The organism is Schlesneria sphaerica (assembly GCF_044336245.1).
Taxonomy (GTDB): domain Bacteria; phylum Planctomycetota; class Planctomycetia; order Planctomycetales; family Planctomycetaceae; genus Schlesneria; species Schlesneria sphaerica.
Genome location: NZ_CP172346.1, coordinates 795,926 through 821,466, shown reverse-complemented (window position 1 = coordinate 821,466; position 25,541 = coordinate 795,926). Strand labels below are relative to the sequence as shown.

Annotated in this window: 15 protein-coding genes; 8 read left to right on the top strand and 7 right to left on the bottom strand. The window is 54.2% G+C overall.

The window, feature by feature from the left end:
• Window positions 1-282 precede the first annotated feature (282 nt).
• Entirely contained in the window at window positions 283-891 is a 609-nt protein-coding gene (locus ACGY09_RS03015) for a hypothetical protein (RefSeq protein ID WP_397570434.1), read from the bottom strand.
• 278 nt (window positions 892-1,169) lie between these two features.
• Here ACGY09_RS03015 and ACGY09_RS03010 point away from each other — a divergent pair, with 278 nt between their 5' ends.
• Together ACGY09_RS03010 and ACGY09_RS03005 are read left to right on the top strand one after the other, a co-directional pair.
• Complete coding sequence (locus tag ACGY09_RS03010; RefSeq protein ID WP_397570433.1) at window positions 1,170-1,958, top strand: hypothetical protein; 789 nt, start codon at window positions 1,170-1,172, stop codon at window positions 1,956-1,958.
• A 16-nt stretch (window positions 1,959-1,974) separates the two neighbouring features.
• The gene (locus ACGY09_RS03005; protein ID WP_397570432.1) at window positions 1,975-2,718 is read left to right on the top strand and encodes a hypothetical protein; all 744 of its coding nucleotides are present in this window, start codon (window positions 1,975-1,977) and stop codon (window positions 2,716-2,718) included.
• Window positions 2,719-2,889: 171 nt separating this feature from the next.
• On the opposite strand, the gene ACGY09_RS03000 is transcribed toward ACGY09_RS03005, so the two are convergent.
• The gene (locus ACGY09_RS03000; RefSeq protein WP_397570431.1) at window positions 2,890-3,357 is read right to left on the bottom strand and encodes a hypothetical protein; all 468 of its coding nucleotides are present in this window, start codon (window positions 3,355-3,357) and stop codon (window positions 2,890-2,892) included.
• Window positions 3,358-3,751: 394 nt separating this feature from the next.
• On the opposite strand from ACGY09_RS03000, the gene ACGY09_RS02995 reads away from it, so the two are divergent.
• The 6 genes from ACGY09_RS02995 (at window position 3,752) to ACGY09_RS02970 (ending at window position 12,739) form a co-directional block, all read left to right on the top strand.
• On the top strand, window positions 3,752-5,770 hold the full coding sequence (locus tag ACGY09_RS02995) for a hypothetical protein (protein ID WP_397570430.1): 2,019 nt from the start codon (window positions 3,752-3,754) through the stop codon (window positions 5,768-5,770).
• On the top strand, window positions 5,767-8,409 hold the full coding sequence (locus ACGY09_RS02990) for a HEAT repeat domain-containing protein (protein WP_397570429.1): 2,643 nt from the start codon (window positions 5,767-5,769) through the stop codon (window positions 8,407-8,409). Before ACGY09_RS02995 ends, ACGY09_RS02990 begins: the two co-directional genes overlap by 4 nt.
• Window positions 8,410-8,797: 388 nt before the next feature.
• Window positions 8,798-9,271 carry a helix-turn-helix domain-containing protein gene (locus ACGY09_RS02985; protein ID WP_397570428.1) on the top strand — a complete coding sequence of 158 codons (474 nt, stop codon included), beginning with the start codon at window positions 8,798-8,800 and terminating at the stop codon, window positions 9,269-9,271.
• Between the two features lie 131 nt (window positions 9,272-9,402).
• Window positions 9,403-10,947, top strand: coding sequence for a recombinase family protein (locus ACGY09_RS02980; protein ID WP_397570427.1), 1,545 nt, complete (start codon window positions 9,403-9,405; stop codon window positions 10,945-10,947).
• Window positions 10,944-11,840, top strand: a complete 897-nt coding sequence (locus ACGY09_RS02975) for a ParB/RepB/Spo0J family partition protein (RefSeq protein ID WP_397570426.1) — start codon at window positions 10,944-10,946, stop codon at window positions 11,838-11,840. The genes ACGY09_RS02980 and ACGY09_RS02975 overlap by 4 nt, the downstream gene beginning before the upstream one ends.
• Entirely contained in the window at window positions 11,837-12,739 is a 903-nt protein-coding gene (locus ACGY09_RS02970; RefSeq protein WP_397570425.1) for a plasmid partitioning protein RepB C-terminal domain-containing protein, read from the top strand. The genes ACGY09_RS02975 and ACGY09_RS02970 overlap by 4 nt, the downstream gene beginning before the upstream one ends.
• Before the next feature lie 87 nt (window positions 12,740-12,826).
• On the opposite strand, the gene ACGY09_RS02965 is transcribed toward ACGY09_RS02970, so the two are convergent.
• Genes ACGY09_RS02965 through ACGY09_RS02945 form a run of 5 tightly spaced genes read right to left on the bottom strand, consistent with a single transcriptional unit; the run spans window position 12,827 to window position 25,536 of the window.
• Complete coding sequence (locus tag ACGY09_RS02965) at window positions 12,827-14,842, bottom strand: hypothetical protein (protein ID WP_397570424.1); 2,016 nt, start codon at window positions 14,840-14,842, stop codon at window positions 12,827-12,829.
• On the bottom strand, window positions 14,826-18,173 hold the full coding sequence (locus ACGY09_RS02960) for a tetratricopeptide repeat protein (protein ID WP_397570423.1): 3,348 nt from the start codon (window positions 18,171-18,173) through the stop codon (window positions 14,826-14,828). The genes ACGY09_RS02965 and ACGY09_RS02960 overlap by 17 nt, the downstream gene beginning before the upstream one ends.
• Window positions 18,166-19,005: a hypothetical protein gene (locus ACGY09_RS02955; protein WP_397570422.1), complete on the bottom strand. Its 840-nt coding sequence runs from the start codon at window positions 19,003-19,005 to the stop codon at window positions 18,166-18,168. The genes ACGY09_RS02960 and ACGY09_RS02955 overlap by 8 nt, the downstream gene beginning before the upstream one ends.
• Before the next feature lie 49 nt (window positions 19,006-19,054).
• Window positions 19,055-22,423: a Swt1 family HEPN domain-containing protein gene (locus ACGY09_RS02950; RefSeq protein ID WP_397570421.1), complete on the bottom strand. Its 3,369-nt coding sequence runs from the start codon at window positions 22,421-22,423 to the stop codon at window positions 19,055-19,057.
• 14 nt (window positions 22,424-22,437) lie between these two features.
• Window positions 22,438-25,536, bottom strand: coding sequence for a DUF1156 domain-containing protein (locus tag ACGY09_RS02945; RefSeq protein ID WP_397570420.1), 3,099 nt, complete (start codon window positions 25,534-25,536; stop codon window positions 22,438-22,440).
• Window positions 25,537-25,541: the final 5 nt, after the last annotated feature.

Here is a 25,541-nt window from a genome sequence, read left to right as displayed (position 1 = left end):
GCGATCCAGCCAGTCAAGTGCCATGACACCAAGCTGTAAGCACGCATGACACCCGTACAGTCCTATGTCTTGTCTTTGTCAGTCTGTGTCTTGCAATGCACCCCCTGGTTGCTCCGTGACGAATCCAGCGCGTGTCTGATGTCCACGAAGGTAACTCCGACAGAATAGTCGGCAATCGATTGTGTCTGGAGTTCCTCAAGTGTTGTGATCTGACGGGCTTGATACGCATCCATGTCTTGGACCATCGACGCATACCGATGTTCGACGGGCACGCGGCATACTTCACGTGACACCGAGCAATCGCCCCAACACATTTTGCAATCTGGCAAGCGCAGCCACAGAGTCCGTGATTTCCTTCCGTAACTTTGACCGATTTTGTTCGTATGTTGCCAACCACTCCAGCGTCGATTTGAGCTGGTTGATTTCACGGTTGACGCGCCAGATGGCTTCGGCACGGCTGTTAGGTTCTCGGCGTTTGCGCCCGGCTCCGGACCGCTTGCTGGTCCAGTGGACGGTGTCACGAATTTCGGCCCGCAACGCGAGGCACGATAGATTCCCTCGCAATGTTTTAGCGGCGAACCTTTTGCGCTGACGAGCATTCGGTAACCGAATCAGCTCATCCAGATGGCTCAGAGTGATGTGGCGACCACCTACCTGCATTCGGCAGAGTTCGAGCAGTTCTGGGCTCTCCTCTTCAAACTCCGTCGCGAGCTGGATCGACTTGTACCAGGTTGCCGACGTCGGCAGCAGCCTAAACTCGGCGGCCAAGCCTGCGAATTCATTTTCCGTCACAAAGTCCATGCGTTTGAGCTTACTACCTAGCCGGAAATACCGTATCGCGAGATGGTCTCCGGGCGTATTTGATGGGATGCCTTTTCTTTTGATCGCCATAAATTCAGTTCATCGAAATAAAGGTACGAACAGGCGATTCATTCGCAGTGCGCACTCCCCAGGCCCCCACTTGCATGGCCCACCGGCACTCCGTCGTTTATTTACTGAAGCGGAAGTCACGCCAGTTTTATTGGTAACAATAAAATCTAAGCATGGGCGGGTCTGGCTTCAAATGAAAAACTTGTCGACAATCCCACGTTTTCCTCTTCCAGAGCGGCGCGCAAACGTAGTACAAACGCGCTGAGAACAGCGGTCTTGGGGCCTTCCGGGGCGCGAAAATGGAAAAAAAGACGTGGAAACGGCAGAGATTTGTTCAGTTGAGCCCGTGTCCGACACCAGATCTCCTTTGGAAATGCATCCAGAACACCGATCTGCCGTCACTTCTGCAGGTCGATGAGGCATTTGTTGCCGCTCGCGCGATTCACGAAGGCGACGCTTTCGTGCGGGACGAACTCGAAGCGCGCGTCCTAGCAAACCAATCGCCGGCCGAAATTGCCAATCGGATGCGCATCCCGGCGGAGGTCGTGACTGAGTATCAGGATTATTTTTTCGACGTCCGCGGACGATTCCATATGACAGGATGGATCGCACACGAGGCGATTCGACGGCACCCCTCGGGAGAGCTGCTTGCCGGTGACGTCGGGCCATTTTGGCGCTGGGTCGGTTTCAATTTTGGTCCAGAAGCCTTGGAATCTTTCCTGACAGCGGTCAGCGTGGATGTACTTCGAATTCAAGGACTTGACGCGTATTGGCAGCGAGGTCTGCCGATCAACGTCGATCTCAAGCTGCTTGTTTTGATCTTACGACTCCCGTTGCCGACAACGCGAGCGGAATTGGTTTCGTGGCTTGAAATGCAGGAAGAGTTATTCAGCCTGCAGAGCCTACCGGTCGACGATCTGTTGACCCCGTTGCGACTGGAAATGCATCCATTCGGTGAGCCGGAACTCGCGGTTTCGACATTTGAAGTGGAAGGCCGGGGAGCCGAAGATGAGTTTAAGGTATTCCGGTTATTGAAAACCATTTTTGATGTCAAACAGCGCCGCGTAGAACAGGCAAATGTGGCGTAGCACAACGGAGGGACTCATGGCTTGGGAAACAAGGAAGAATGGAAGGCGGTACTTTTACCGTTCAAAGCGAGTCAAAGGCAGCGTGAAGAAGATTTATTTCGGATGTGGTTTCCAAGCCGAGATGGCGGCTGAACTGTTCGAGGCTGCTAAGGAGAAACGGCAAGTCAATCGTGAACGTCTTAACGCCGCGAAAGCCGGATTGAAGCTCATCCCCCGGCAGATGGAACAGCTCCGAAGAGGGACGTTTGACGCCGCCGATGAATCCGCACACCAACGTGGAGAAAGAGATTCTCCCCCTCCGCTACCTACCCCGGAGACCGTCATGGTCCGTGCGCAGGCATTGCTCGAAGCCTATCGGTCCGGTGACCGGAACGCTGAGACACAGTTGACGGAACTGATCGATCGATATCCGGGTCTCATGCATCGTATGGGAGATGTCGCTTCGCTCGCGCGTGCCAATTGGGTCTCGCTGATCGTGGGCAAAGACAACGTCTTTCGGGCGGCCACCGTTAAGAAACTGGAGCACATGCGATCCCAATATCCTGTAAACGACGACCCGGTCCGTCAGCTTCTGGTGGAGCGAATCCTTGCCACTTGGCTGCAGCTGAACTACTTAGAAGCAAAAATGGCTGCCGTTCGTACTGAAGACATGAAGAACTTTGAATACCTTTCTCGGCTACAGCAGAAGGCCCAAAAACAGCATCTTGAAGCCATCCAATTCTGGCAACAATGGCAGACAAATCAGGAACTCAAGAATTAAATGGTTTGTTCTGACGCAACAACCGTCGTCGTTTTAATACGCATCCGCGCGTCTCAGCCGCGATGTCGTACCGCCTTCAATTAACCTTCGGAGCGAGGTTGAAATGAACGTGGTGGGTCAATTGGCACCGGCTACGCTGACAGTTTGGACCGGCTCGCGTGCGTGTGGCTGTTATTTGGTGTTCTGAGCCCCTTGCATCGATTCCGACAGTACTACAAGTGGCGGTTCCTGTAGTGTATTGTTCTGTTGCTGACTCACCTGGTGGACCGTGATTCGTTGTTCGAATTCAACGTTCTGCTGCATTTTCATCCCGACCTCCAACAGCAGTTTCGCGGCCGCAAGCCGCGTCGCATCGTCCCTGGAGTCACGGCAAATTTCGTCGAGAGTTGCGACGGCGGTGAGCATTTTGTCGGACACCGAAGCGCGAACCCGCTGAGAAATTTCGCCGCGAATCTCACTGATTCGATGCACGAACATGCTGTCGGTACGCAGCCACGTTTTGATGATCTGTGACGCAGTACCAGTTTTCTTCGCGGCTTCGTCTTCAGAGAAGCCAGTCGCGAGCGCCAGTGCGGCGGCCTCGCGAATTGGCCCTAAAACATCCGCTTCAGTCCTGATTGAAGATTTTTTGGTTCGCATAGAACACCTCCCTGCATCAAGACAATCAACCTGCCTGCGTTAAACGGCTCCTTATGATGGGATAGTCTTACTATTCACACAAATGAATGTAAGGCGTGATTCCAAGGGTTTTCAAAAATGCTCAAACAGCCAACCGTTACGCGGAGTTTTGCCCGGACGCCGAATTGATCGAAGAAGACGTTATGAGGCGGGGAAATGCAGATTTTTTTTGGGGGGGATCTACACTCCGAGTTCATTGATCATCCGTGTTTGGACTAGCTTCTATCAAGTCACCATTGATTATCGACCGAACACAAGTGCTGCTCGATCTATCTGGCGCCGAGTGGTAGGATTCGGCCCACACTTTTTTAAATGGAAGAAGTGACTTTTCGCAATGATTTGATGGAGGTGGGTTATGTCAGTCCCTGCCGGTGGCCCGGCGACGATCAACGGAATCCTCTACCAGATGCTCTGGTCGTTGCTCCGCGCCGTACGGCTCTACACCTTGGACTGCGACAAAGATTCTAAAAGCGGTAGTATACAACGAGCGCTCCTCGTACTTGAGCCACTGAGAGGGGGCGGCGATCTCCAGCAGGTGCGGGGGCCAGCGCGCATCGTCGAGCAGTTGAAGGCGCGCTCGGATGAGGGGACGTGGTCACTGCGAGAAATCATTGAAGAAGTACTGCCGGACCTCTATCTTGCATATGACTCGTCAAAGCCCGAAACGGAATACCGGTTCGTGACCGAGGGGAGAATGGGTGGGTGGACAGATGTGCTCACTTTCTTTCGAGGACTAAAGAAGCGGACTCCTCCGACCGGAGATGTACTTTCTGGGCTTGATAACAAGAGGCAACTAAAATTTCGTGGTGGATCAACTGCTCCGGTATCGCCCCCTCCGCCGGGTACCGTCCCTCCCAAACCCTTTTGGGACCAACCCCACTACACTGAACGATCTTTATTCGAGAAGATCGTGTCCGAGGTAAGAAAACGCAAGGCCGTTCAGGACCGCGAGACGGAGGAGTCCACGCGCCTCGGGGTCTGGCACCTCTTGGCAAACTTCTCGATTGACCCGGGGCAAAGCATCGAACAGGTACAGAAAGAGGTGGATTCATTGCTTTTGGCTCTCGTAGACTCGGATGTTTCACTTCGGGAGAAACGAGGCGCGATGCTCAGTCGACTGGCAGAGCAAGCCGCATTAGGTGGCGCTTTGATTGAGGCAGAATCGTTTCTTCGAGAGTTCGGCATAAACTCTGTTCCGTTGACCAATTGGGCGCGGCTTCGGATGAACGCCCGCAGAAATCTCGATAGTCTGCTACAGCGGCGCGGCTATGAATCGTCAGAGGACGTCCGAACCGAGCGAGGAAAGAAACTCTTGTCCGAGTGGCAACCGCAGGTACCGCTGCTCGCCTTCGCGGGTGAGAGCGGCGAGGGTAAGTCGTGGCTGTTGAGTACGCTCGCTCGTCTCTCCGCAAGCGAACAACAACTAGTGGTCCTTGTTTCAGGGAGCGGCGATGCGGAGCGGGACTGTAAGAATGCGGCTGACGCGTTTTGGCGGCATATCAAAGGGAACGACCAATCCCTTCCGCTAGACCGGATCGCAGCCCGCAGGCGTGAACTCTTTCACGACCGCGTCGATAACTGGCTCACACTTTTTATCGACGACGTGCAATCGTCCCAGGAGGTCCGGCATCTCGTGATGCAGCCGTGGGAAGAGTGGGGCATTCGGCTGGCTATCTCTTGCTCTCCGCCAGTCGCCCGCACATTCCAGCAGTTGGCGGATAAGCGAGGAAAAGTAATACAGGTCGGTGACTTTACAGTACAGGAACTCCGTACCTATCTCACGTTGCGGCTCGGTGACGGTGGAGGTGAGATTCCGTACGACGTTTTGTCCACCCTTCGACGCCCACTTCTTTCTCGGCTCTACTGCGACATCGCCAAGCCCGGAACTTGGAAGTCGATAAACGAATACGGACTGTACGAGCGATACTGGCTCCGCCTGTTCGAGAATGAGCAGGGTGAGTCACCCCTCGACGCAGTGCCACTTCGGAAGCTTGCCCTTTCAACCGCCCGTGGGGCACCGTACCCGTGGACCGGAGAGCAACTTAGCGCAGTCGGGCTCGACAATTGTGCCATCCAACGCCTATCTCGCGTTGGATGGCTTCAACTAGCCGGTACAGACAGGTATCGCGTCTGGCATGATCGGTTGCTCAACTGGGCAGCGGCCGAAGCGCTGGTCTCACAGTTTGACGCCGGGCTGATCTCAGCCGAAGACCTCACGGCGGAAATAAAGCGGATTTTTATCTCATCGGGTGGCGGTGGGGCCGTCACATTTGGCTACGTGCCGATGGACGTACTCTGGCTTCTTTCCGCCCCTGACCGATCTGCATCCGCGGTGGTCGATCACATAATTGAAGCAATGGAGAACGGGCCGTGAAGCACCATACCATTCTCTACGGCCAACTTCTGCCAACACTCGGTAGTCGTATTGTACCAGCATTGTTTCGAAGGCTGGAGGCAGTTGCGTTTGGTAACGATGTGATCCTGATTGAGGACGTCGCTAAAGCTATCGGAAGGATCATTGACGGAGAGACCGGGCCAAGTGCCACTGCGATGCTCGATCATTCCTCGCCGTTCGTCAAGCGAGCGGCCTTGAAGGTGCTCACCCTTCGCCCACATGCCCCCGCTTTAGATCGGCTCTGGGTCATTCATCGAGAGATCTTGGCCGATCGGAGTCGGTTCATCCGCCCACACGAGCATCCAGCGGAGGCATCCGCAGATTCGTTCGCAGCGTTGAGGGAATGCGTTAAACTTAACCCCGCGTGGCTTCCCGAAACAATTTCCACCGCCACGGCGAGTGATCCGATTCACGTTCTCGCCTCTCTAGTTTCGACGACCGAATACGAAAACTTGTGGCATAAGTGCAAGGCTGAGTTGTTCGCGAAAGTGAGTTCGGAACATGAACTTCCGTTAGTCGTCAACATATTTCACTACCGAGATTCTCAGTACGTCGATTGGCTGCGCGAGAGGATCGATCGGCCTGCACAACTGGTTGGGCCTTGGGCACTTCGTGCTCTTGCACGGCTTGCCCCGGATGCGGCTATCGCCGAGTTGCCGCGTCTTCCCATTCAATTGCTTTCGCCTACTAAGCGGTGGTGCTTTTCCGAACTGCAGCGCCGTCGCCCGGAACCGGCGAAACATTACATCCTAGAGTTGCTCCGTCGCCCACAGCCTGAAATTCGGGCAGCAATGGTCTACCAGCGGCAGGAAGCAGCGGTGGACACCGAAACGTTCACGGTGCTCCTCGAACTTTTAGAACGGGAGCTCGACGTAGAAATAGCAGCAGCTCGTGATAACTCATCACCCGATTTCTATTCTCTATTAAACCTCATCAGCGATATGCGGTATCCGCACCACCTTGCTGAGTTTCGCGCGAAAAAGAACAGTTCGCTGGCAACAAAGCTCACCGATTGGCTGTTGCGCCGGGGACCGATTCCAGGCGAATTCGCTCGCCCCGACCAGGAGTTCGGATTATCCATACTCGAGCGAATCGGTGGGGACGGTTTTACCCGAGTCGTAAACCTCTGCCTTGCTTCGGAGAATCCCATAGCGCGCCGCGAGGCATCGGTCCTAGCCTTCCGTCGGCCCGATACAGAGACGAGAGAACTCCTGAAGTTGATCTCGCAGCGACCTGATCTCGACCGAGGCGTCCCGATCGAACAAAGCATTGCAACCCATGCACTGGCTGTAATGGGAGAGTACCGGCTGGTCATCGAAGCCGTGATACGGTGGGGACTCGATATCGTTTGCATTGACCTCTCGCAGCAACTCACTGGCGAGGCATTTTCTGACGCGGACGTGGCTCCCGCACTTGAGGGTGTTCGAGAAGTGAAGGTACCGCCGGGGGTGATTCTTGCGCTCGGCATTGCGGGCAGGCGCGAACAAACAGACGCGATTCGGCGGATCCTTCTCGAAAATGAACCTACTTCAGACACCGGCTACGCCGCACTTATCGCCCTCACAGCACTCGGGGACAAAGCTAACGACACTGTGACCCTCATGGCCCGCCACCTCGCGGTGGCGGAACACAGAAATACTGCGATAATGGCCCTTCGCCGGATTGGCACCGATGCAGCTTTGGAGGCGCTCTTATCGCACGTCGAGTCGTCTTATACGGATGCCCTAGCGCTTTCTCTCCTTTCCGACAAGCGAATCGAAGGCCGAACGGGACCTCTTCTCAAAGGCCGTTTAGAGCAGCTTGACGGTCCTGAGAAGACTGAACTTCTCGCCAGGCTCGTTCTCTCGGTGCAAGATCCGAAGGTGCTCGCCACGGTGCTCGACGAGCAGTTGTCTCAAAAACTCTTGTATGACGCAGCCATCGCACCAGATCAGCAGATGATCGTGACGGGGGCAAAGGCTGCGAGCATCCGTGCATTAGCGAAGTTCGATGCCGACACTGCATTCGATGCAGCGAAGATGGCTCTTCAGTCGCCAACCGCTCGCGACCGCGATTTCTACCCATCTCTGTTGGTCGAGATCGATCCGTATGCAGCTATATCATTCCTTCTCCTGATGGCCCAAACCGAGAAACACGCCGCGATCCGTCGTGCGATCGGGCGAGCGTTGGCCGTGCTGCAGCCAATGCAGTCCGACCACTTGCGGAAGACACTGAGTGACTGGCTGAAAGACAGTGATCCTCGTCGCCGAAAGGCGGCGATCGAAGTGCTCAGTTACGTTTGCGCGCCGGGCGATCTACGCATCAAGATCATTAGGGAGCTTCTCGATGATGCGAGCCAGGATGTTGTGCAGGCCGCTAGCCGAGCCCTCGATTGGACGATGTCAGTTGAGGCAACGTCGGAACTCGTCAAGGCCGTACTCCAAGAATCAAATCTTTTCCGGAAGTGGGTCTTGCTAGACGCCTTAATTGGGATTGCTGACCCAGGAGATAGGCATCGAGATCCGCCTGATTGGTTCCGTAAGATTCGTGCGACGCTCCCCCTCCTATGGAAAAAGTACCTGGACACTCGCGTGGCAGAACGCAGGAAACGGCTGCTCGCGGCCGACAAAGACGACTAATTACATCTCTCACGCGAGGACCGCCCCACATTCAACGATACGAAAGATGAGAACAGCCTTGATAACCCAACGGTTGGTTGTCTCTCAACTCCTGCTGTTAGCGGAGCACTTCGGCGGTCTGGGCCGCTTTCCCAGGGGTAAAGTTGCGTCGACCACATCAACGAAACATCGACTGATTCAGTAACTGCCCCCTAATGATCCTCTGCAAACATGCACGGAATTCGGTTTAGCTGCCGAAGATATCAATACGGCTAACGTGCAGGTTTCTTAACCTAAGAGGCGCTTCTCGCTATTCGATTCAGCGGATTCCTCGCGCAGCCTTCGCGAACGTGTCCCAGATTTCATGAAAGGGCTCAAAACCTATCCATGAATTTCCGGGGACTGTCTAATGATCACCACGCGAGAACAACAACTGAGGGAATCTCTGAAACGCTTGGCCGCGATCCACGCGGCGGAAATCTCGATTCTGGAAGAATCGGTCGCGATCCTGCAGTCGGAGCTGGATGCTCTGACGCATCCCAACACGCCGGTCGCACAAGGTCCACTCACTCCGTCGCAAACGGCCGATCCTCGGATTGATTACGGTTTAATGTGTGTGGAGTTTCAGGGGAGGCATTGTTTTCTCGGGAATACCCTGATGCTCAAATTCTTCGGGCGATTGGCACGCCGTCCCAACTGCTACCTTAGTTACGAAGTCCTGCTGAATGACGTCTGGAACGCCGTTCGTGAGTCGTCCTCGGTTCGCAGTGTCGTGAAAGAACTGCGTGGGAAGCTCCGGGCGGCAGGCATGTCGAAGTTGTCAGACGTGATCGACGGCAGTGTTGCTCGGCACTACGGGTTGATGCTAAATCGCCTCGCGTAACCAAATCCCACAGCTTTCCCACAGCTTTCCGCCGCGCAATCCCACAGGTCCGTGGCAGAATGTTTGCATGTTCAATCACCTGCATGGAAGGCATTTCCGCGCCCCTTTTCCCTTGATGAAAGCCTTTGGCTATGACTCCCCCACAGGAACCCCACAGCGTGCCCGCCGCACAATACGTGCGGATGTCGACGGAACATCAGCAGTATTCGACCTCTAACCAGGACGACATCGTTCGGGACTATGCCCTGAAACGCGGCTATGAGATTGTCCGGACTTACGCCGATGAGGGAAAAAGCGGTTTGAACGTCGCCGGTCGGGAAAGTCTGCGACGGATGATCGATGACGTACAATCGGGCAATCCTGGGTACCGAGCGATTCTCGTCTACGACGTCAGTCGCTGGGGGCGGTTTCAAGATGCCGACGAAAGCGCCTATTACGAATACCTGTGCAAACGAGCTGGCATCGAGGTCCACTACTGCGCAGAGCAGTTTGAGAACGACGGCGGACCAACCTCCACGATCATCAAGAGCGTGAAGCGCGCGATGGCGGGCGAGTACAGTCGCGAGCTATCGTCAAAGGTCTTCAAAGGACAGTGCAGACTGATCGAACTCGGATATCGCCAGGGAGGTGCTCCCGGGTTTGGGCTCCGGCGCATGCTGATCAATCAATCGGGCGAGCCCAAGGGAGTCTTGACTCGTGGGGAATACAAAAGCCTTCAGACGGATCGTGTGGTATTGGTGCCAGGCCCCGAGGACGAACTTCAAACTGTACGACGGATCTACCGATGGTTTATCGATGAAGGTAGACCTGAGTCGGAAATCGCGGCAGAACTCAATGCCGAAGGCTGTCTGACCGACTTTGGTCGACCCTGGAATCGAGGAACCGTCAGACAGGTGCTGACGAACGAGAAGTACATCGGGAACAATGTTTACAATCGGACGTCGTTCAAACTCAAGAAGGCTCATGTCGAGAATTCGCCCGAGATGTGGGTCCGTAAAGACGGTGCATTCCCGTCGATCGTAACACCAGAGCAGTTTTTCGTCGCGCGGGGGATCATTCAGGAACGGAACCGCCGACTCTCTGATGACGAGATGTTGGCCAAGTTGAAGGCGTTGGCAGCCGACCATCCCACCCTTTCTAGCCAGTTGATCGACTCTACTCAGGGCATGCCGCTCAGCGCTTCGTATCGGTCGCGGTTTGGAAGTCTGCTCAAAGCGTACCAACTGGCGGGTTACGTTCCGGCTCACGACTTTGAATATGTTGAGATCAATCGTCGGATCAGGTCCAAGCAGCCTCCGATCGTTTTTGACCTGGTGAACCGACTCACACAAATTGGGGCCACGGTTTCGCGGGACGCCAATTCCGGCCTGTTGGTCATTAACGGCGAGTATAGCGCGGCTCTTGTGCTGTCGCGGTGTCTCCAAACTGCTGCTGGCTCGCTTCGATGGCAGATCAAGTTCGCCGGAAAAATCATGCCTGACATCACGATTCTTGGGCGGATGGATGAAGCAAACCAGCAACCTGTCGACTATTACCTGCTCCCGGTCATGGACATTTCGGTCCCACGACTCTTGTTGTGCGAGACCAATGGTGCATTCCTGGACACGTATCAGTTCGACAATCTGGAATTTTTTACGAACTTGGCAGCTAGACATCGTCTGGAGGTGGCAGCATGAATTCCGACTTTGACCCGCAGATCCGACTGATCCCTGTAAAACAAATCGTGGTGCTGAATCCGCGTCAGCGCGGAAAAACCAAGTTCGCCCAAATCTCTGCCAACATCGCAAAGCCTGGCCTGAAGAGGCCAATTACAGTGTCGCACGTTGAAGGCAAAAATGGCCATGCAGTCTACAACCTCGTATGCGGGCAGGGGCGATTAGAAGCGTACATTGCCCTTGGCGAACAAGAGATTCCCGCCGTTGTGATCGATGGATCGAAAGAAGAGCTTTTGCTGATGAGTCTCGCTGAGAACATCGCTAGGCGGCAGCACTCGACGGTTGAACTCGTGCGTGAAATCGGTGGACTTAAGGAGCGGGGATACTCGTTCTCTGAAATAGCCACCAAGACCGATCTCGACATCAGTTATGTCCGCGCCATTCTCCAGCTTTTGGCGAAGGGCGAAGAAAAGCTGTTGCAGGCGGTCGAAAAAGGTCAAATTCCAGTCAGTATCGCAATCACGATCGCCACGTCGGACGATGCAGGAATCCAGCGTGCATTGACGGAAGCGTATGAGCGGAATGATTTGCGAGGAAAGGCGCTACTTCAGGCCCGGAGACTGATCGAAAACCGCCGCAGCAAAGGCAAACGCGTCCGGAACGGAAAGCGTCCGCCAGCGATTTCACCGGTTTCAACGAACGATCTCTTGAAAGCCTATCAGAAGGAAACCTTTCGGCAGAAGCTGACGATCCAACGTGCCAAAGTCTGCGAAACACGCCTCTTGTTCACGGTAAATGCATTGAAACAACTCTTTAAGGATGAACACTTCGTCACGTTGCTTCGAGCTGAAGGACTGGACTCGCTGCCACAATACCTTGTTCCCCATGTGCTGGGGGCGGAGTCCAATTTATGACACATCGCGTACGTATGGCATGCGAATCATCCATCATCATGGTCCCGATCGACCGCATCCTGCCCACCCGTAAGATCGAATCCGGAACCCGGAAAACGACAAAATATCGATGCATCGAGGCCTCCATCCGCGAACTAGGTCTCATCGAGCCACTCGTCGTATACCCCGAGCGCAAGACGGCATCTCGATACCTCTTACTCGACGGACACGTTCGGTTGGAGATACTCAAGCAACTGGGCCATGACGCAGCAAAGTGCCTGATTTCCGTCGACGATGAGGGGTTTACGTATAACCACAAAGTGAATCGGCTCTCTGCCATCCAAGAACACTTCATGATCCGCCGCGCGATCAAAAACGGCGTCAGCGAAGCCCGGATCGCTCGGACACTGAACCTCGATCTGGCCAGCATCAAACAAAAGCGCGACCTACTTGACGGCATCTGCCCGGAAGCAGTGGAATTACTTCGCGAAAAACGTGTCAGTCCGAGCGCCCTCCGTGAGTTCAGAAAAGCCAAGCCCATGCGGCAGATTGAAATGGCCGAGTTGGCATGCGCATCCCACAACTACTCGTTGGGCTATGCAAAATGCTTGATTGCGGCGACGCCGCAGGATCAGCTCAATGAATCTGAACAACCCAAAGATGTGAACGGCCTTTCGGCTGAGGACATTTCTCGAATGGAACGAGAAATGGAAACGCTTGGGAGAGACTTCAAGCTGATCGAGGAATCGCACGGCAAGAATACGCTTCAACTGGTCGTCGTGATCGGATATTTGAAGGGGCTCCTCGATAACGCCAGGATTGTCAGGTTCCTATCCCAAAATCACCGAGAGCTGTTGTCGGAATTTCAAAAAATCGTCGAGTCTCGGGTGCTCCAGGATACGCTAGGCGACGGAACATAAAAACAAACAGGTTCGTCTTAAGTTGCACGTTCGCCCAGATTCGAACCTCACTCCCGAAAGTATTTTCGCAGATGGTTCCGCTTGGTTTCACAGGTGATTCTCAATTGTTCCAAGAAGTCCACGGACGCGTGCTGCAAGCCACGGCTCAGAACCACGCGCGATCTCTCGTGTCGTTTGCTGCCAATTGTTAATGAGGCCCGCAAATTCAGATCGCTGAGCCCCCGCAAGGAGTCTGACGATCGGACTTGCAATGTCCGCTGCCATCGTGCTGACAAAAGTTCCAGCCAACAGAAGTTCTTTACGATCGGGCTCGGCAGCCTTTTCACATTCAAACGCGAAGAAGTGCGGGAGTCGGACCAGCCACTCGTCGTCTTGTTGAAGCTGCCAATCCGTCAGAAACGAGACGAGATTGTGGAGTGATGCCAACGGAAGCCGCTGAAACACCGTACGACGCCATTCATCGTCATTCAGCAGATCACGGACGGTCGATTCCGTGAAATTTGGTTCCATCACCCAGCGACAAAGATTTGCGCAAACGAAGCCTGACGGTCCATCGGAAAGTTCTCGAAGTTCCGAAAGAATGTTTGTAACTCCGTTCCCTTCTTCGATTGCAAATCGAGCAGCGAGCATCTGCCGCGCAGCTTCGATATCTTTATCATCACTCGGAGAAGCTGGAAGTGCTAAGTGTGACGGCGATACCGGGAGCTCAAATGCATAAACTGAGTCGCGGCGTCCAATCACTCGCAAAGCCCCTGCGCAGGTCGCAGAGGTCAGCCTAGTGAGTAGAAACCTCCCGTACTCCGCACCGTTGTCGCACTCGGGGAAATCGCTGAATCGTCGCACGGCTGTCGCCAGAAGAGCGTCACTCCAAATAAATGGGTTGTAAAGACTCGCGATTCGGAGTGGTGTCGGTGCCATTCGGGACCGGGCCATCGACCAACGCCGCTGGGATATTGGAATTACGTTTGCTCGCAGAAATGCACATCCCTTCATTATGTGAGAAGAATCTCCGCGAAATAGCTGAGCGACTGTTTCAGTCATCCAGCAGGCCGATGTGGCAACAACGTCGCTATTAAGTCCTGGTGCCAATCCCTCAAGATGCATTTGAAAATGCTCGAGCAGGTTCGCTCGTAGCCTTAGGAGGCAGGACTGTGTGGAATTCGAGTCAGCTTCTGGGCTAGAAATGACACTGCGGACAACAGTAATCAACCGCTCAATTTCCTCTTCGCGAATCCATTGTGGATGCTCCAAGAACGCATGAGCAGCATGATATTGAGCCAAAACACTGTGAATGGAATCAGCCCAACCCCAAACTGCCTTCCACAGATCGTGCCCTGGGTGAAGCGCATCCCATGCTGCAATCAGCGAACCGGCTGACAATTCACCCGCTAAGGGCAAGTAGCCACAAAATGCGAGATATCCATTCAGCGCGCTATTCAGATCGTCAAGTGACGACAATTCGTTGAGCTTTGTTCGAATCTGCTGAGATTCCTCGATTGGATTTATGATGGTGGGCCTATCGTGTTCGAAACAGTTCGCCCTCGGCCAAATAACCTTATTGAGGTATTTCTGGTAACTCTGATCAAACCCTTCCTGCGAACTCTGATGTACCCCAGCGCAATTTGCGCGGAAATCGAGTTCAATAGCGTCCCGCAGCAATAGGCCAGCAGGTATCCAGATCGACTCATCAGCGTCCATCAGTGCATCTGCGTTCTTCTGAAGAAGGTCGAGAACATAGGCAGATACCCAACATTCCTGGTTAGATTGCGCAGAGAGAAAGTGTTGGTAGGCGGCTCGCCGAATGTTCACATCTTGTGAAAGCAGATGTTCCGACACTTCAAGAATTCCAGCGTTCTCATTCTCGACAATAACTACGAGCGGTCCATCTGGAAGTGGCAACCGCTGGGGGTGATCAGTTTGGGTCAAGATTCGAACGATATCCCTGGGGGTCGTCTGTACGATCTCTTTCGTCCATTCCCCGAGCTTCCGAAAACGCATGATGACGTGGCCAGCGACCGATTGACCGACGCGATGACATAACGCTATTCGTTGAATGCGCTGGCGAAAGGCCATCGCGATCTCATCCTCAGTCATATCGTCCATCGGCTGCTTCCGCTGCGGCCTCATAAAACTCGTCCTCAGTCATTCCCAAATGGGCCGCCATGAGGCGAAGCGCTTCATTTGCCCGTTGAAGTGGTTCAACAGCGGCAAATCGAATCATCGCCGTCAATAGGAACGCCTTTGGAGTTAGGTTTGCCAGCCGTCTTCCCACTGGGGAATACAGCATTCCTCGTGGAACGGCTGGAAGTAAACTTCCAACACACCAGACAGTAACCGCCCTTAATTGCTCAGCTGTAAACTCCGGATCACTCCAAAGCGATCCAAGAAACTCCACGCAGAGCTCCTTCCACGCCATGTAATACTTGAATGCTACTGGAGTAGGGAGGTCTGCATTTTCAGGTCCACAGAACAAACCGGGGTCTCGCATGGATTCTTGAACATACGCGGCAATATCGCGGAGTTCTGGACCAGGAAGATTATCGCGCGACCGGAGTGCAGCGATAATCAGGTGCCGCGAATCTGGCAAAAGGAAGCGGTATCGCCAACGCATCATTTTGATAAGATCTCCGCAGACGTCCTCGGCAGTAAGACTGCCGCTTGATTCAAGCCCGAGAATGAGAAGATCTGCACCAAAAGCCGCGTCGGACACTTCTGGGTTTTGATTCAGGACCGCCGACTGTAACAAGCGATCATCAGCCAATAAACGAAGACGCTCGTCCATTGCTAAAGTCAGTGCGTCTAGAAATGGGGAGGGCTCCTCACCGTCGTCTTCGGAATCGCGATCGTGGCTTAATGATCGAGAATCGCGGTATTCCAATTTGCCATCAGCTCGGAGCTGATTAATTTCCTTCCACATTCCCTGATGCGAACCAAGGATGGAACGCTGGAATTCATAATCCTGGAGTTCATGTAACTCATTGTCGTAATCGTCGCGTGCCACACACCAGTCGACGGTCGGGAGCAGTCGTTCAATCCATGGGTATCGTGCCATAGTGCGCAATGTGCCAATTGCGAATAAGATTCTGCGGTCAAGCGGCAGTTCCCGATTACTTTGAGTTGGTCTGTGGCAAACGCGAGCAAAGTCGTCAAGTTCTTCAGATGTGAGTCGCTGTGTTACCCGCAGAAGTTGTGCGACATCGGCCATCGCAAAGCGTTGATTCTCCGCGTCATCGTGGTATTCATCGACAAGTGGGATTTCCCTAGTGGTATCGCCATCTCCAATCACCGTGATCAACCGTCGTTGCACGAGATCCTGAATTAGTCGAAGTTCCTGCTCACGCGATGGCTGATGCGGTGCCAACCGCTGAGCATCGCGAACTGGTAAATCTCCGTAGGAGGTGGGAAGAACTAGCTTTCCAAAATAGTCTGCCGCCAAGTTCAGTCGGCCCAGCCGATGAAGCGTAATAATGGCCGAAATGTCGGCCACAACTGCCTCGCCCGACCGCGGTGATCCGATTCGCAATACTGACGGACGGCCGTTTGAATCCCTCTGCACTGAAAAACTGTTGGTCGCATAAATGGTCCACTCGCCTCGTGCCGAAACATCGTCGGATAGCCAGCGGAGCCGTTGAGTGCGCCGGTACCAAGCCTGGTCTGCGACTGCACCCATCAGTGCTTCTGCGGCGAGCCATGGAAGCTTGCCTTTGGCCACTTCGCTGAAAAGCGATTCGCGCTGACGAAATCGCTGGGTGCCCATCATCTTGAGGTCATCAAGCGAAATCGGTTGAAATAAAGGTTCCTGGAGCTGACCGTTGTGCTGCATGGACATCAGCTGGTGGAAAGCTTGATGCGCTTCCCCATCTCGGCCGGCTCGGTACGAGACATCCATGTAGAGGACGAGGAATCTGACATTGCTCCAAAAGTCGTCGCGTATTCGTTGCAGATCGTTGAACGCATCCGCTGGACGGTTCAAGCTTTTGAGAATTTCTGCACGTAAGCCGATAATCTGAAGTTCCGGATGTTCGAAATCAATTACGGTGTCGATTGACGACAGCGCTGATTCTGGGTCTCCGCTTCGTACCTGACAAAGCGCTAGATTTACTCGATTTCTGGGTTCATTCGGATTCAGTCGAGCCAGTCGCTCGTACAACATGCACGCGTCTGAGAAACGTCCCAGCCGCGTATGCGCAAATGCGAGTTGCTCGAGAATTCTTGTATCATCGGGTGACTGTTCTGCTGCAAGGGTCAAAGCGCGTACCGCCTGATGGAATCGGCGCTGTTGCATACTCAACCCGGCGAACCGCGTCAGCAGGTCTGGATGAGGCATCAGTTGGCTGACCCGCTCCCAGCATTCCGTAGCCTTGTCAACGTCGTTCAACAACTCGTGAGCTTTCGCAGCAATTTGCCACCAGACGGCATCATCATCTTGTGGGTGCGCATTCAACTCCTTTAACGCTTCATCAGGCTTGTTCTGCTTTAACAACGCTACCGAGTCAAAAAGCAGGCGATATCTATTCGGAGTTCCCAGCAGTCGATCTACTGTCGTGCGAGTTCGAGCTAAAGCAGCCATATCCAACGCACTTGCGGTTTCAAAGAGCGCCTGACACAACTGCTCAACGGCCTCATCTCCGCGGTCGCGGGCCATCTGCTGAAGATCGATCATCGAATCGAGCGACGGTCGAATTCGGTCGTAAACCTCGCGGTCCAAAAGTGCTGCCACAAAATGGGCTGAGAAGCTGTTGGGGTGTTCGACCCGAATTCGACCAGAAAGTCCGGATGGCGGTTCACAAAGCTTCCGAAGCACCAGTTGAGCTAAAAGCAACGGCACGGGGCGACACTTAACCATCGGCATGACGAGGTCTGTAATCTGAGAAAGCTGTCCCAACAGCCCGTATACGTTCGCCGCAAATTCGACCGCGACGCGCTGCACGGAACTTTCAACTCGCCCGGACAACCGTACCGGTGTTACAAGTGGGTTTAGCGTTGCAATGACAAACTCAAGCAACAAACGGTCTTCGTCCGAAAGCCCTCCTTTTAGACTGAGTCCGGTGTGTTTGGCGTCTTGCAGGATCTCACTGAACACTGCGTCCGCAACTGCAATCCGGCACCTATTCAAAACCCAAGATTCTTCACAGTAATCTAGAGCAAATGCCAGAAGCGACTTTGCCGATGCCACATCCCTCAATGCGACATTCGCATACACCGCCAAGTCGATCCACTTGCAATGAGGTTGCTGGCTGGCCGCGAGATCAACGACGTCTTGAAAGCGATGATTTTGGACCAACAACAGTATGGCTGCGTGTACCCGTGCGGGATTGTCCAAAACCCCAATTCGGGCCAGGCCAGCCTCAACTCCTATCCTCATTGAGGTCTCGAATGCAGTCAACGACGCAATTCGAATTGCATGATCACTCCCCCGCTCAAGTTCAGCCATCCTGAAGTTCCTTGAGCAACTGTTGCAATTTGGAGAGGTCGGCCTCACCTCCACTTGCCCGCAATTCAGAGATTTTCCCCCGTTCGTATTCAGCGAACAGCAACAGTGTTTCAGTACGTAGAGATTTCGACCATGACTTTCCTGAATTCTCGAAGCTTTGCGTCAATTCAGCGATTAGTTTTACAACGTCTTCCTGCTCGAATCTTCGTCGCGCATCTTTGATGCTGTCGACTAGTCGCCACACGAGATCCTCGTCGACCTGGCGCGGTCCGTTGCCGACTCCTTCATGAATCTGTGGTGCCATCAGACGAGCATCAATTACCGCCAGAAGCTTCTCATCCAAGACTCCCTGATTGATGATGATATTCCCGCCTGCGGTTAGTCCCGAGATAGCGTACGGGCTATTGATGAAACTCAGATTTTCATTCTTCGCGGTGATCCCTGACCTCGTCATGAAGAGTCCTTGCTGGCCAGCGTCGATCCAGGCCAGGAACAGCCCAGCTATTAAGAACCCTAGAACGACGACTGAAGATGTCTCAGCGACGAACTCGAAGGCTCCGATCTCTACGAAATTGGCCTTGGCTTCGAAGCTCGGAACAAACGCCAAAGCCCCGGCGACTCCAAAGCAGATATTCGCGCGACGCCAGTATCGATAGCGTGGATTGAAGTGCAGGACGGCGACAAAAAGCAGAGCGCCCCCCGCAATTAGCCACACCAACTTTGACGTCGGGAAACACCACAAGAGAACAACGAGAATTATACCGACGATCGAGACGCACAACGCGACGATCCACCAACGATCGCTTTCTGATTTATTAACTTTAAATTCCACAAAGTTACCTTAGGCTTACTTCTTCAGTGAGATTTTGCCGGAATTCATGTCATTCTTCCTCGAACCCATAGTCCGTGAACTTCAGCGTCCGGCAGTTTTCGGTTACGTCGCGGACGAGTTTGTCGCTGACTCCGTCCGGGAATTTGGCTTGGATTTCGAGGGTGATTTCGACTTCGGCTCCGGCCAGTCCGGTAAGGTGCTGAATCACTTCCTCAGCAATTTTCGCGGCATCGCGTCCCAAACGTAACGAGTCCAATTGGGCGGAAGCGTGGAAGCGTGTGATCTTCGGCGGTTCGGGAGGCGGGACGGTTCGACCAGTGCCGGATAACGTCAATGTGCCGGAACCGGTCCCGGCGGGAACGACGGCGGGGCCCGGCTTATGGCTTGTCGATCCGCCCGTAACAGAATCGGCTTGTGCTGCTGCAGCGGCCTCACAGTCTTTTGCGAGCTGAGTTGCCGCCGCGTCGGGTTTTACCAATAGCGTCCGATCATCAACAATTACACGGATCGACGTCCCGCATTTGAGGCCCTGATATCGTTTACGTTGCTCGTCCCATGCTTCAGCGTATGCGAACGATTCTTCGTTCCAAACCAGGCTAGAGACACCCTCTTGAATCGCAGCGATCAAGACCTGTTCATCACGCAGACGGGGCAGATAGAGGTATCGTGCCGTGTACTCTGTGAGCTGCTTTATGCTGACGTGATTGTCGGTCCAGAGAGGGATGCGGTCGAGTTCCGTGCGCAGACGCACGGCCCCCATTTGAATCAGAAGTGATTCTTCGTTCTTCAGCTTTTTGGAGGCTCGCGTGGCGAGGCTATCCTGACCTTGCAACTTGAGGTCGGTCCAGTCGACATCGCCTTTAGGGTCTGGTTGCCCCGGTACCAAAAGCCATTGATACGCCTCGACAATCCGCAAATCGACGGCCTCATTGGCGCTCTTGCGTTTGGTTTCCGCCTGGCGGGACTGAAACTGATCAAGGTTCAACGTGGACTTGTCGTCAAAAATAGACGACCAGGCGAGAAATTGGCGAACCGCCTCTTCAAGTTCCCTCAGGCGATTAATGTCGCCTGCCAGAAAAACGAGAGTGTTCTTGTAGTTTCTGGGCGACGATCCACGGGATTCGAGAATGGCCGCAGCTTCCAGTCGGGCGGGGCTGCTTGCATCTTTACTTGTATGGGCGAACTCTGGTCCCAGGATGACGAGCCGGGCCTCTTTTTCGTCTGGAATGTCGCTGCTGGGGGCACACGCATGGACTTTCGAGAAATCGGATCTCGTGCGAGCTTCTTCCCGAAGCCGCTTGACGATCTCGTCGGACACTTGATCATCGCTCAGTTGACTAGCGCGATCGTCTGCCAAACGGGCAACTGTGGGTTGAGTTGAGTACCAGTAACGCGTTCCATCCACGTACAAATAGGTGGCCCGATCAGTGAGTCGGCGGAGTGCGTCTCCGAAGGTGGCTACCGCCTCGCCAGGCTGGACGCAACCGAGTTTTACCTGCCGCTCGTCGATCCCTTTATGGGCGGCCCGCAGGGTAGGTGCCGATCCCATGTAGATTGTTCTGGAAACACGTCGGGCTGCGGAGTAGCGTCCCAGGTTAGGATTATCCCGGTCGAGCGCCAGCGGCAATGAATTCGCGCCGTCTACGTCTTTTTCGAGGACCGGCACCCAATGGTCATCAAGATATCGCGTCAGCTCGAATTGCACGATTTGATCTTCAATAGGCACGGTTCCAGGCATGATCAGCAGATTTCCGTCCTGGCGCTCCCAGAGGGAATGGATTACCGCCGCCATGAGCCGCAGGACACCGCGCGTTCGCTGGAATTTATCGAGAGTTGACCAGTCGTTATACAGGCGGTCAAACAGTTCTGGATGAATGGGATATGCCATTTTGATCCGACGTTCGTAGTCCGCCTCGCGGCATTCCGTGGGGAATTCTTGTTGCTGTGCGCCGTACGTATCAACGAAGGCGCGAGCGACAGTATCGCGGGCGACGTACTGATCGCCGGACAGTGGTTGGAACAATCGGCGGCGAACAATTTCGAATCCTTCATCGGGACTGGCGGGGCGCCAGGACGCTTCAACGCGACCGATTGCGTTTTTGAGTCGAGCTAACGCTTCTCGGCCTCGCTCGCCGCCGACTTCAATATCGGTGACCCCACGTCCTTCTTTTTGATGTGGACTTTCGGACGCTGGGATGCTTACCACGAGCAGGGTGTTCTTGGCGGCCTTGGCAGCTTCACTCAATGCCTGGGCGAACGTGAAGTGCGTCTCGAATGAACCAGCGGGTAGATCGGCGGTCGTATGCAATTGCCGGGCGTAGGCCACCCATTCGTCGATCAATATGAGACAAGGGCCGTATTTAACGAAGACTTCTTTGAGCGAGTTACCGGGATTGGTAGCCTTTTCGTCATCTTCCTTAATGAGTTTATAGCCTTCTTTGCCGCCAAGCTGCCAAGCAAGTTCACCCCATACTGTCCGAACAACGGTGCCATCCGGCTTCTTGTGCGGTTTGCCTGGTGAAATCTGCGTCCCAACAAATACAGCCCGGTGGACATTCTTAGGGAGTGAGTGGTTAGATTCTTTCACCAGTTCCTCAGCTCCCGGCAGGTCTGCCGGAGATGCGCCCGAAAACAGGTGATAGAGCGCCAGCATTGAGTGGGTTTTGCCGCCACCAAAGTTCGTTTGCAACTCCACAACTGGATCGCCCCCATCCCCATTCAAGCGAAGGATTGCTTGGGACAACAGTCTTCGAAGTCCTTCGGTGAGGAACGTCCGGCGGAAGAATTCGGTTGGGTGCTTGTATTCGTCCGAACCTTCACCCTGATACACCTGCCACAAGTCGGCTGCGAACTCGGCTTGTTGATAACGTCCGCTGGCCACATCGGGATGAGGCGTGACGACTTCTCGCCACGGCTTGAGACCGCCCTGCGGCTTGCCTTCGGTTGGTTGGAAGGACTTCTTGCGCATCTCCTGCCGACGTTGCTCGTCGAACAGCGATCGCATTAGGTCCATCCGCATTTGCCCGACTTCTGTGGCGGCATCGGCGGCTGACACTGCATTTAGCAAGCGTTCCATTGAGTCGAGCGCCCGGATCGCATCGTTGCTGCCAAATTGCTCATTATGAGCCCAGTTGTTTCGAACGTCACGTAATTCGCTAACAATACTGCGTTCACCGTGGCCCAGTGTGTCCTTAAACACTGCATTCCACTGATCCCAAAGGACGCCGAGTAATGTCTGTGGATCATCTAAATTGACCGGCTTGGACTTGGCTCGACCTCCGCGCGGTCCATTATTGGGCAAAACCGATTCCCAGTTGTCGCCGAGTTGTGACTTCAATTCGCGTTCAACGAATGGGCGCAGACCGGCCGCCAAAAAGTCCAATCCCTTACCTACGCGTTCACGATTAGAAATTGCCATTTCTCAGCGGCCCATCAGTTGAAGAGTTCTTGTTGTGTCGAAGTTTGCCGGGTCTTAGTAGAACGAGCGAGCTTTGTCAGTTCCGGCCAGGCGACCACGAGGCTGTTGTAGGCCAGCGCGTCCTGCGCCCATTTCTTGCGTTCACACGTGGAATAGAGGCGGTACGCAAGATCACGGGATATCTCTGCGATGCCCCCAAGCTGACCGACCAATTCGGCCGCTCCAGTCTCACCTCGCCGGTCGAGACGATGAATTAAGTGTTGTGTGACTTCCCACACGGTTAGACGCTTATCGGTCGCGGGATTCCAATCCACGGGGAGTTCGTCGCGTTTGACGAGCCGTACTTTGCCCGCTCTGGCAGAGATGATCCCGGCCTCTTCCAATCCGTTGACGGCGGTGTTCTTGGCCTTACTCAATGTCTCTGCGTCTCCGAAGGGGCCTTCTTCCATACCGAATTGCTCAAACCACGCCAGCGCCCAACGAGTGTCGCCATCGAATTCCCCCTCCTGTTCGGCGAGGACCTCATCAAGCGACTGGTTGATGAGCCCCAACGCAGTACGGACGGTCATCGGCGAGCCATCACTCTCGAGAACCTTGGTGTAGCGTGTGAAGATGGCCATTCCCGGTCCAATCGCCGCCTGCGCCAGATCTACTGGCGCGATATTTCCACGTTGCAAATTCCGCAGTGCTTCCGGCAACTCATTTCGCAGCGTGGTAATGAATTCTTTACGTGTGGCTAGTGGGGCGGTGGCGGGGCGGGGCCGGCACACGAGAACAATAGAAGAGGCAAGTGCGTTGGTACCGATTCCAACACTACGCGCTGTTCGCTCAGTTCGGACTGGCCAAGTCCCAGAGATCGCAAAACCAGAATGAATCAGCCCCCCCAACATGGTCTCCCAACCCGTTGAGGCCGTTTGAATAAGGTCAGCCTCACCCCGCGAGTCATTTTCGTCATCTGTTTCGGCTTGTTTGAAAGCGTAATAGACCGTAAGGGGGTATTCAGATGACTGAACAGCTCGCATCCTTACGAATGCCTCACCCAGTCCGTGCTCGAAAAACTGTTGCGCCTTGCTTCTGTTACCTCCGTGTCGAAACGGAGTTGCAATCAACTCCTGAATTTTTGGTGTAAGCGCCGTCGCAAACAGCGACGGGTACACCGTGCGAAGCGACTGTCGAAGCCAGACGTAGAAGAAATCCGACAAATCAGCATAGCCAATATTGTCGTAATACGGAGGATCTGTGGACACCATGCACGGCTGCCCAATCGACAAGTCAGATGTCGCGTCCAGCTGTCTCACTTCACAAGAAGGTCCCTTGTGTGACGCAGCGAGGACTTTGGCAACGAAGGCAAGATTTCCAGTAAAGTTTCCGCCAGACTCACTGAATGGATTCGCCTCAGCAAAATCCCACGTGATTGGTAGAGCTTGCTTCGTAAAGGCGTGCCCTACCAACTCATTCTTTGGTGCTGGACTCCAAGTAGCGATGGTACACCAGAAATCGGCGGATCTACTAACTCCAAATGCAAGATACGTAGCAACGGCATCTGCATACGGCATGCTCTTAACAGCTGCGTTGTCCGCGCTCTTGCCTTTTGATAATAACAACTGCTCATCGTGGTCGATTACTTTTCGCACGTCGCCAATGAGGCGCGACAGTGTCGTCAGGGCAAGAAGCTGTCGATTCGTAAATAGTTTGAAGTGTTTATTCATTCCGTAGAGCTGCACTCGGAATCCAAGTGCTTGATCAGGAATGTCTGTTTCGGGGACATCGTTTGGGATAGCCGAGAGAGCAATACGCTCTTGCGCTTCGGTGGGGCAGAAGTAGACACGTTCGCGAATTCCTTCACATGCGACGGCCATGAGTCGGTGGTGAAGGCGGCCTTCTTTCCCCTCGGAGCGGACGTATTCCAGTGGAATTGATTCGCCGCTCAAGAGACATGTGGCACCCGTGCGAACGACTGTTCCCACGTCGGGCATGAAGCCATCCTTGGGCACACCCATCTCAACGGTGAAGTGATATGTGTTCCTTTCCCTGTCTACCACTGGCTTCACGAATACTTCTTTCCCAGGCTTCTTAGCGAGCCAAAATGACCGCACAAGTGGGACATGCATCCCAGCACAGGCAGGATTCGGGCTAGCCACGGTGCGTGCCCAGATCCATGCAATAACACTGAGCGAACGTCCGATGTATGGAAGCAAATCGGGTCGATTCCTAGCCATCTCGGCCGTGACTTCGATCTTCGGATAAAAGTGTCCGATGCGCTTCTCAGCTTCATCCCGAATCCACTGTCCGTAGTACCGCACGTCCTCGGCAAGACCCGTTGCCCCCGGCCATTCTATTTCGACGAGAGTCTTAACTTTCTTAGGTTTTCCTTCAGTAGATGTCAGCTCGCCACGAGCTTCCGGATTCACTGGCGATCGTCCCGCGAACTCCGGAGGGATCTCAATGAGCGCCTTGTTGATTAACACTGGAACTGGATTCAAGTCGCTGGCATAAGCTCGCAGCCCTAATCGCTGGGTTTCGAGCGGAATCGAACCTCCCCCGGCAAAAGGGTCAAGCACCGGTGGCGCATGCTCCACCAGGAACTGATTCACGACTTCAGCAGGCGGAAGTCCTGATACGTCGAACTTGAAACGAACTCTTCCGACCTTCGTGTCGAGGCCATTCGGTATAGGCCGACAGTGCCCGCGAGTCACAAGGTTGTAGATTGTCGTGCCTAAACCAATTGTTGCGTCCTTCTTCAAAACCCCAGTCTCTATCAGACGTGAAGCCACGCATCGCGCAATCTCGGCTCGCGCGGTGCGAATCACGTCCGCGTTATTGGAATTCTCCCACATCACTAGTTCTTCGATGAGGTTGAATAGATCCGCCCGTTTGATTCCAGCCGCTTCTTCATCGACCGATCCATCAGGTTTCAGATATTGCGGATCGCTGTCCGGGTCATCGACCAGCGATGAAAACAGCACAGCGCGACAAGCGGCCAACGGACGCCGCGCCCACCAGAGGTGCAACGTGCTGGGATGTCCGTGCCGAATTGACTTCTCCCGCGCTGACTCCGTATTGATGGCGGCCAGCGGGAGCGCAACTTCGATCAACTTCTTACGATATGTCATGCTGC

Excerpts from the sequence above, each read along its gene's own strand:
- ACGY09_RS03015 (WP_397570434.1), bottom strand. The coding sequence starts at position 891 with ATGGCGATCAAAAGAAAAGGCATCCCATCAAATACGCCCGGAGACCAT.
- ACGY09_RS03010 (WP_397570433.1), top strand. The coding sequence starts at position 1,170 with ATGGAAAAAAAGACGTGGAAACGGCAGAGATTTGTTCAGTTGAGCCCG.
- ACGY09_RS03005 (WP_397570432.1), top strand. The coding sequence starts at position 1,975 with ATGGCTTGGGAAACAAGGAAGAATGGAAGGCGGTACTTTTACCGTTCA.
- ACGY09_RS03000 (WP_397570431.1), bottom strand. The coding sequence starts at position 3,357 with ATGCGAACCAAAAAATCTTCAATCAGGACTGAAGCGGATGTTTTAGGG.
- ACGY09_RS02995 (WP_397570430.1), top strand. The coding sequence starts at position 3,752 with ATGTCAGTCCCTGCCGGTGGCCCGGCGACGATCAACGGAATCCTCTAC.
- ACGY09_RS02985 (WP_397570428.1), top strand. The coding sequence starts at position 8,798 with ATGATCACCACGCGAGAACAACAACTGAGGGAATCTCTGAAACGCTTG.
- ACGY09_RS02980 (WP_397570427.1), top strand. The coding sequence starts at position 9,403 with ATGACTCCCCCACAGGAACCCCACAGCGTGCCCGCCGCACAATACGTG.
- ACGY09_RS02975 (WP_397570426.1), top strand. The coding sequence starts at position 10,944 with ATGAATTCCGACTTTGACCCGCAGATCCGACTGATCCCTGTAAAACAA.
- ACGY09_RS02970 (WP_397570425.1), top strand. The coding sequence starts at position 11,837 with ATGACACATCGCGTACGTATGGCATGCGAATCATCCATCATCATGGTC.
- ACGY09_RS02965 (WP_397570424.1), bottom strand. The coding sequence starts at position 14,842 with ATGGACGATATGACTGAGGATGAGATCGCGATGGCCTTTCGCCAGCGC.
- ACGY09_RS02960 (WP_397570423.1), bottom strand. The coding sequence starts at position 18,173 with ATGGCTGAACTTGAGCGGGGGAGTGATCATGCAATTCGAATTGCGTCG.
- ACGY09_RS02950 (WP_397570421.1), bottom strand. The coding sequence starts at position 22,423 with ATGGCAATTTCTAATCGTGAACGCGTAGGTAAGGGATTGGACTTTTTG.
- ACGY09_RS02945 (WP_397570420.1), bottom strand. The coding sequence starts at position 25,536 with ATGACATATCGTAAGAAGTTGATCGAAGTTGCGCTCCCGCTGGCCGCC.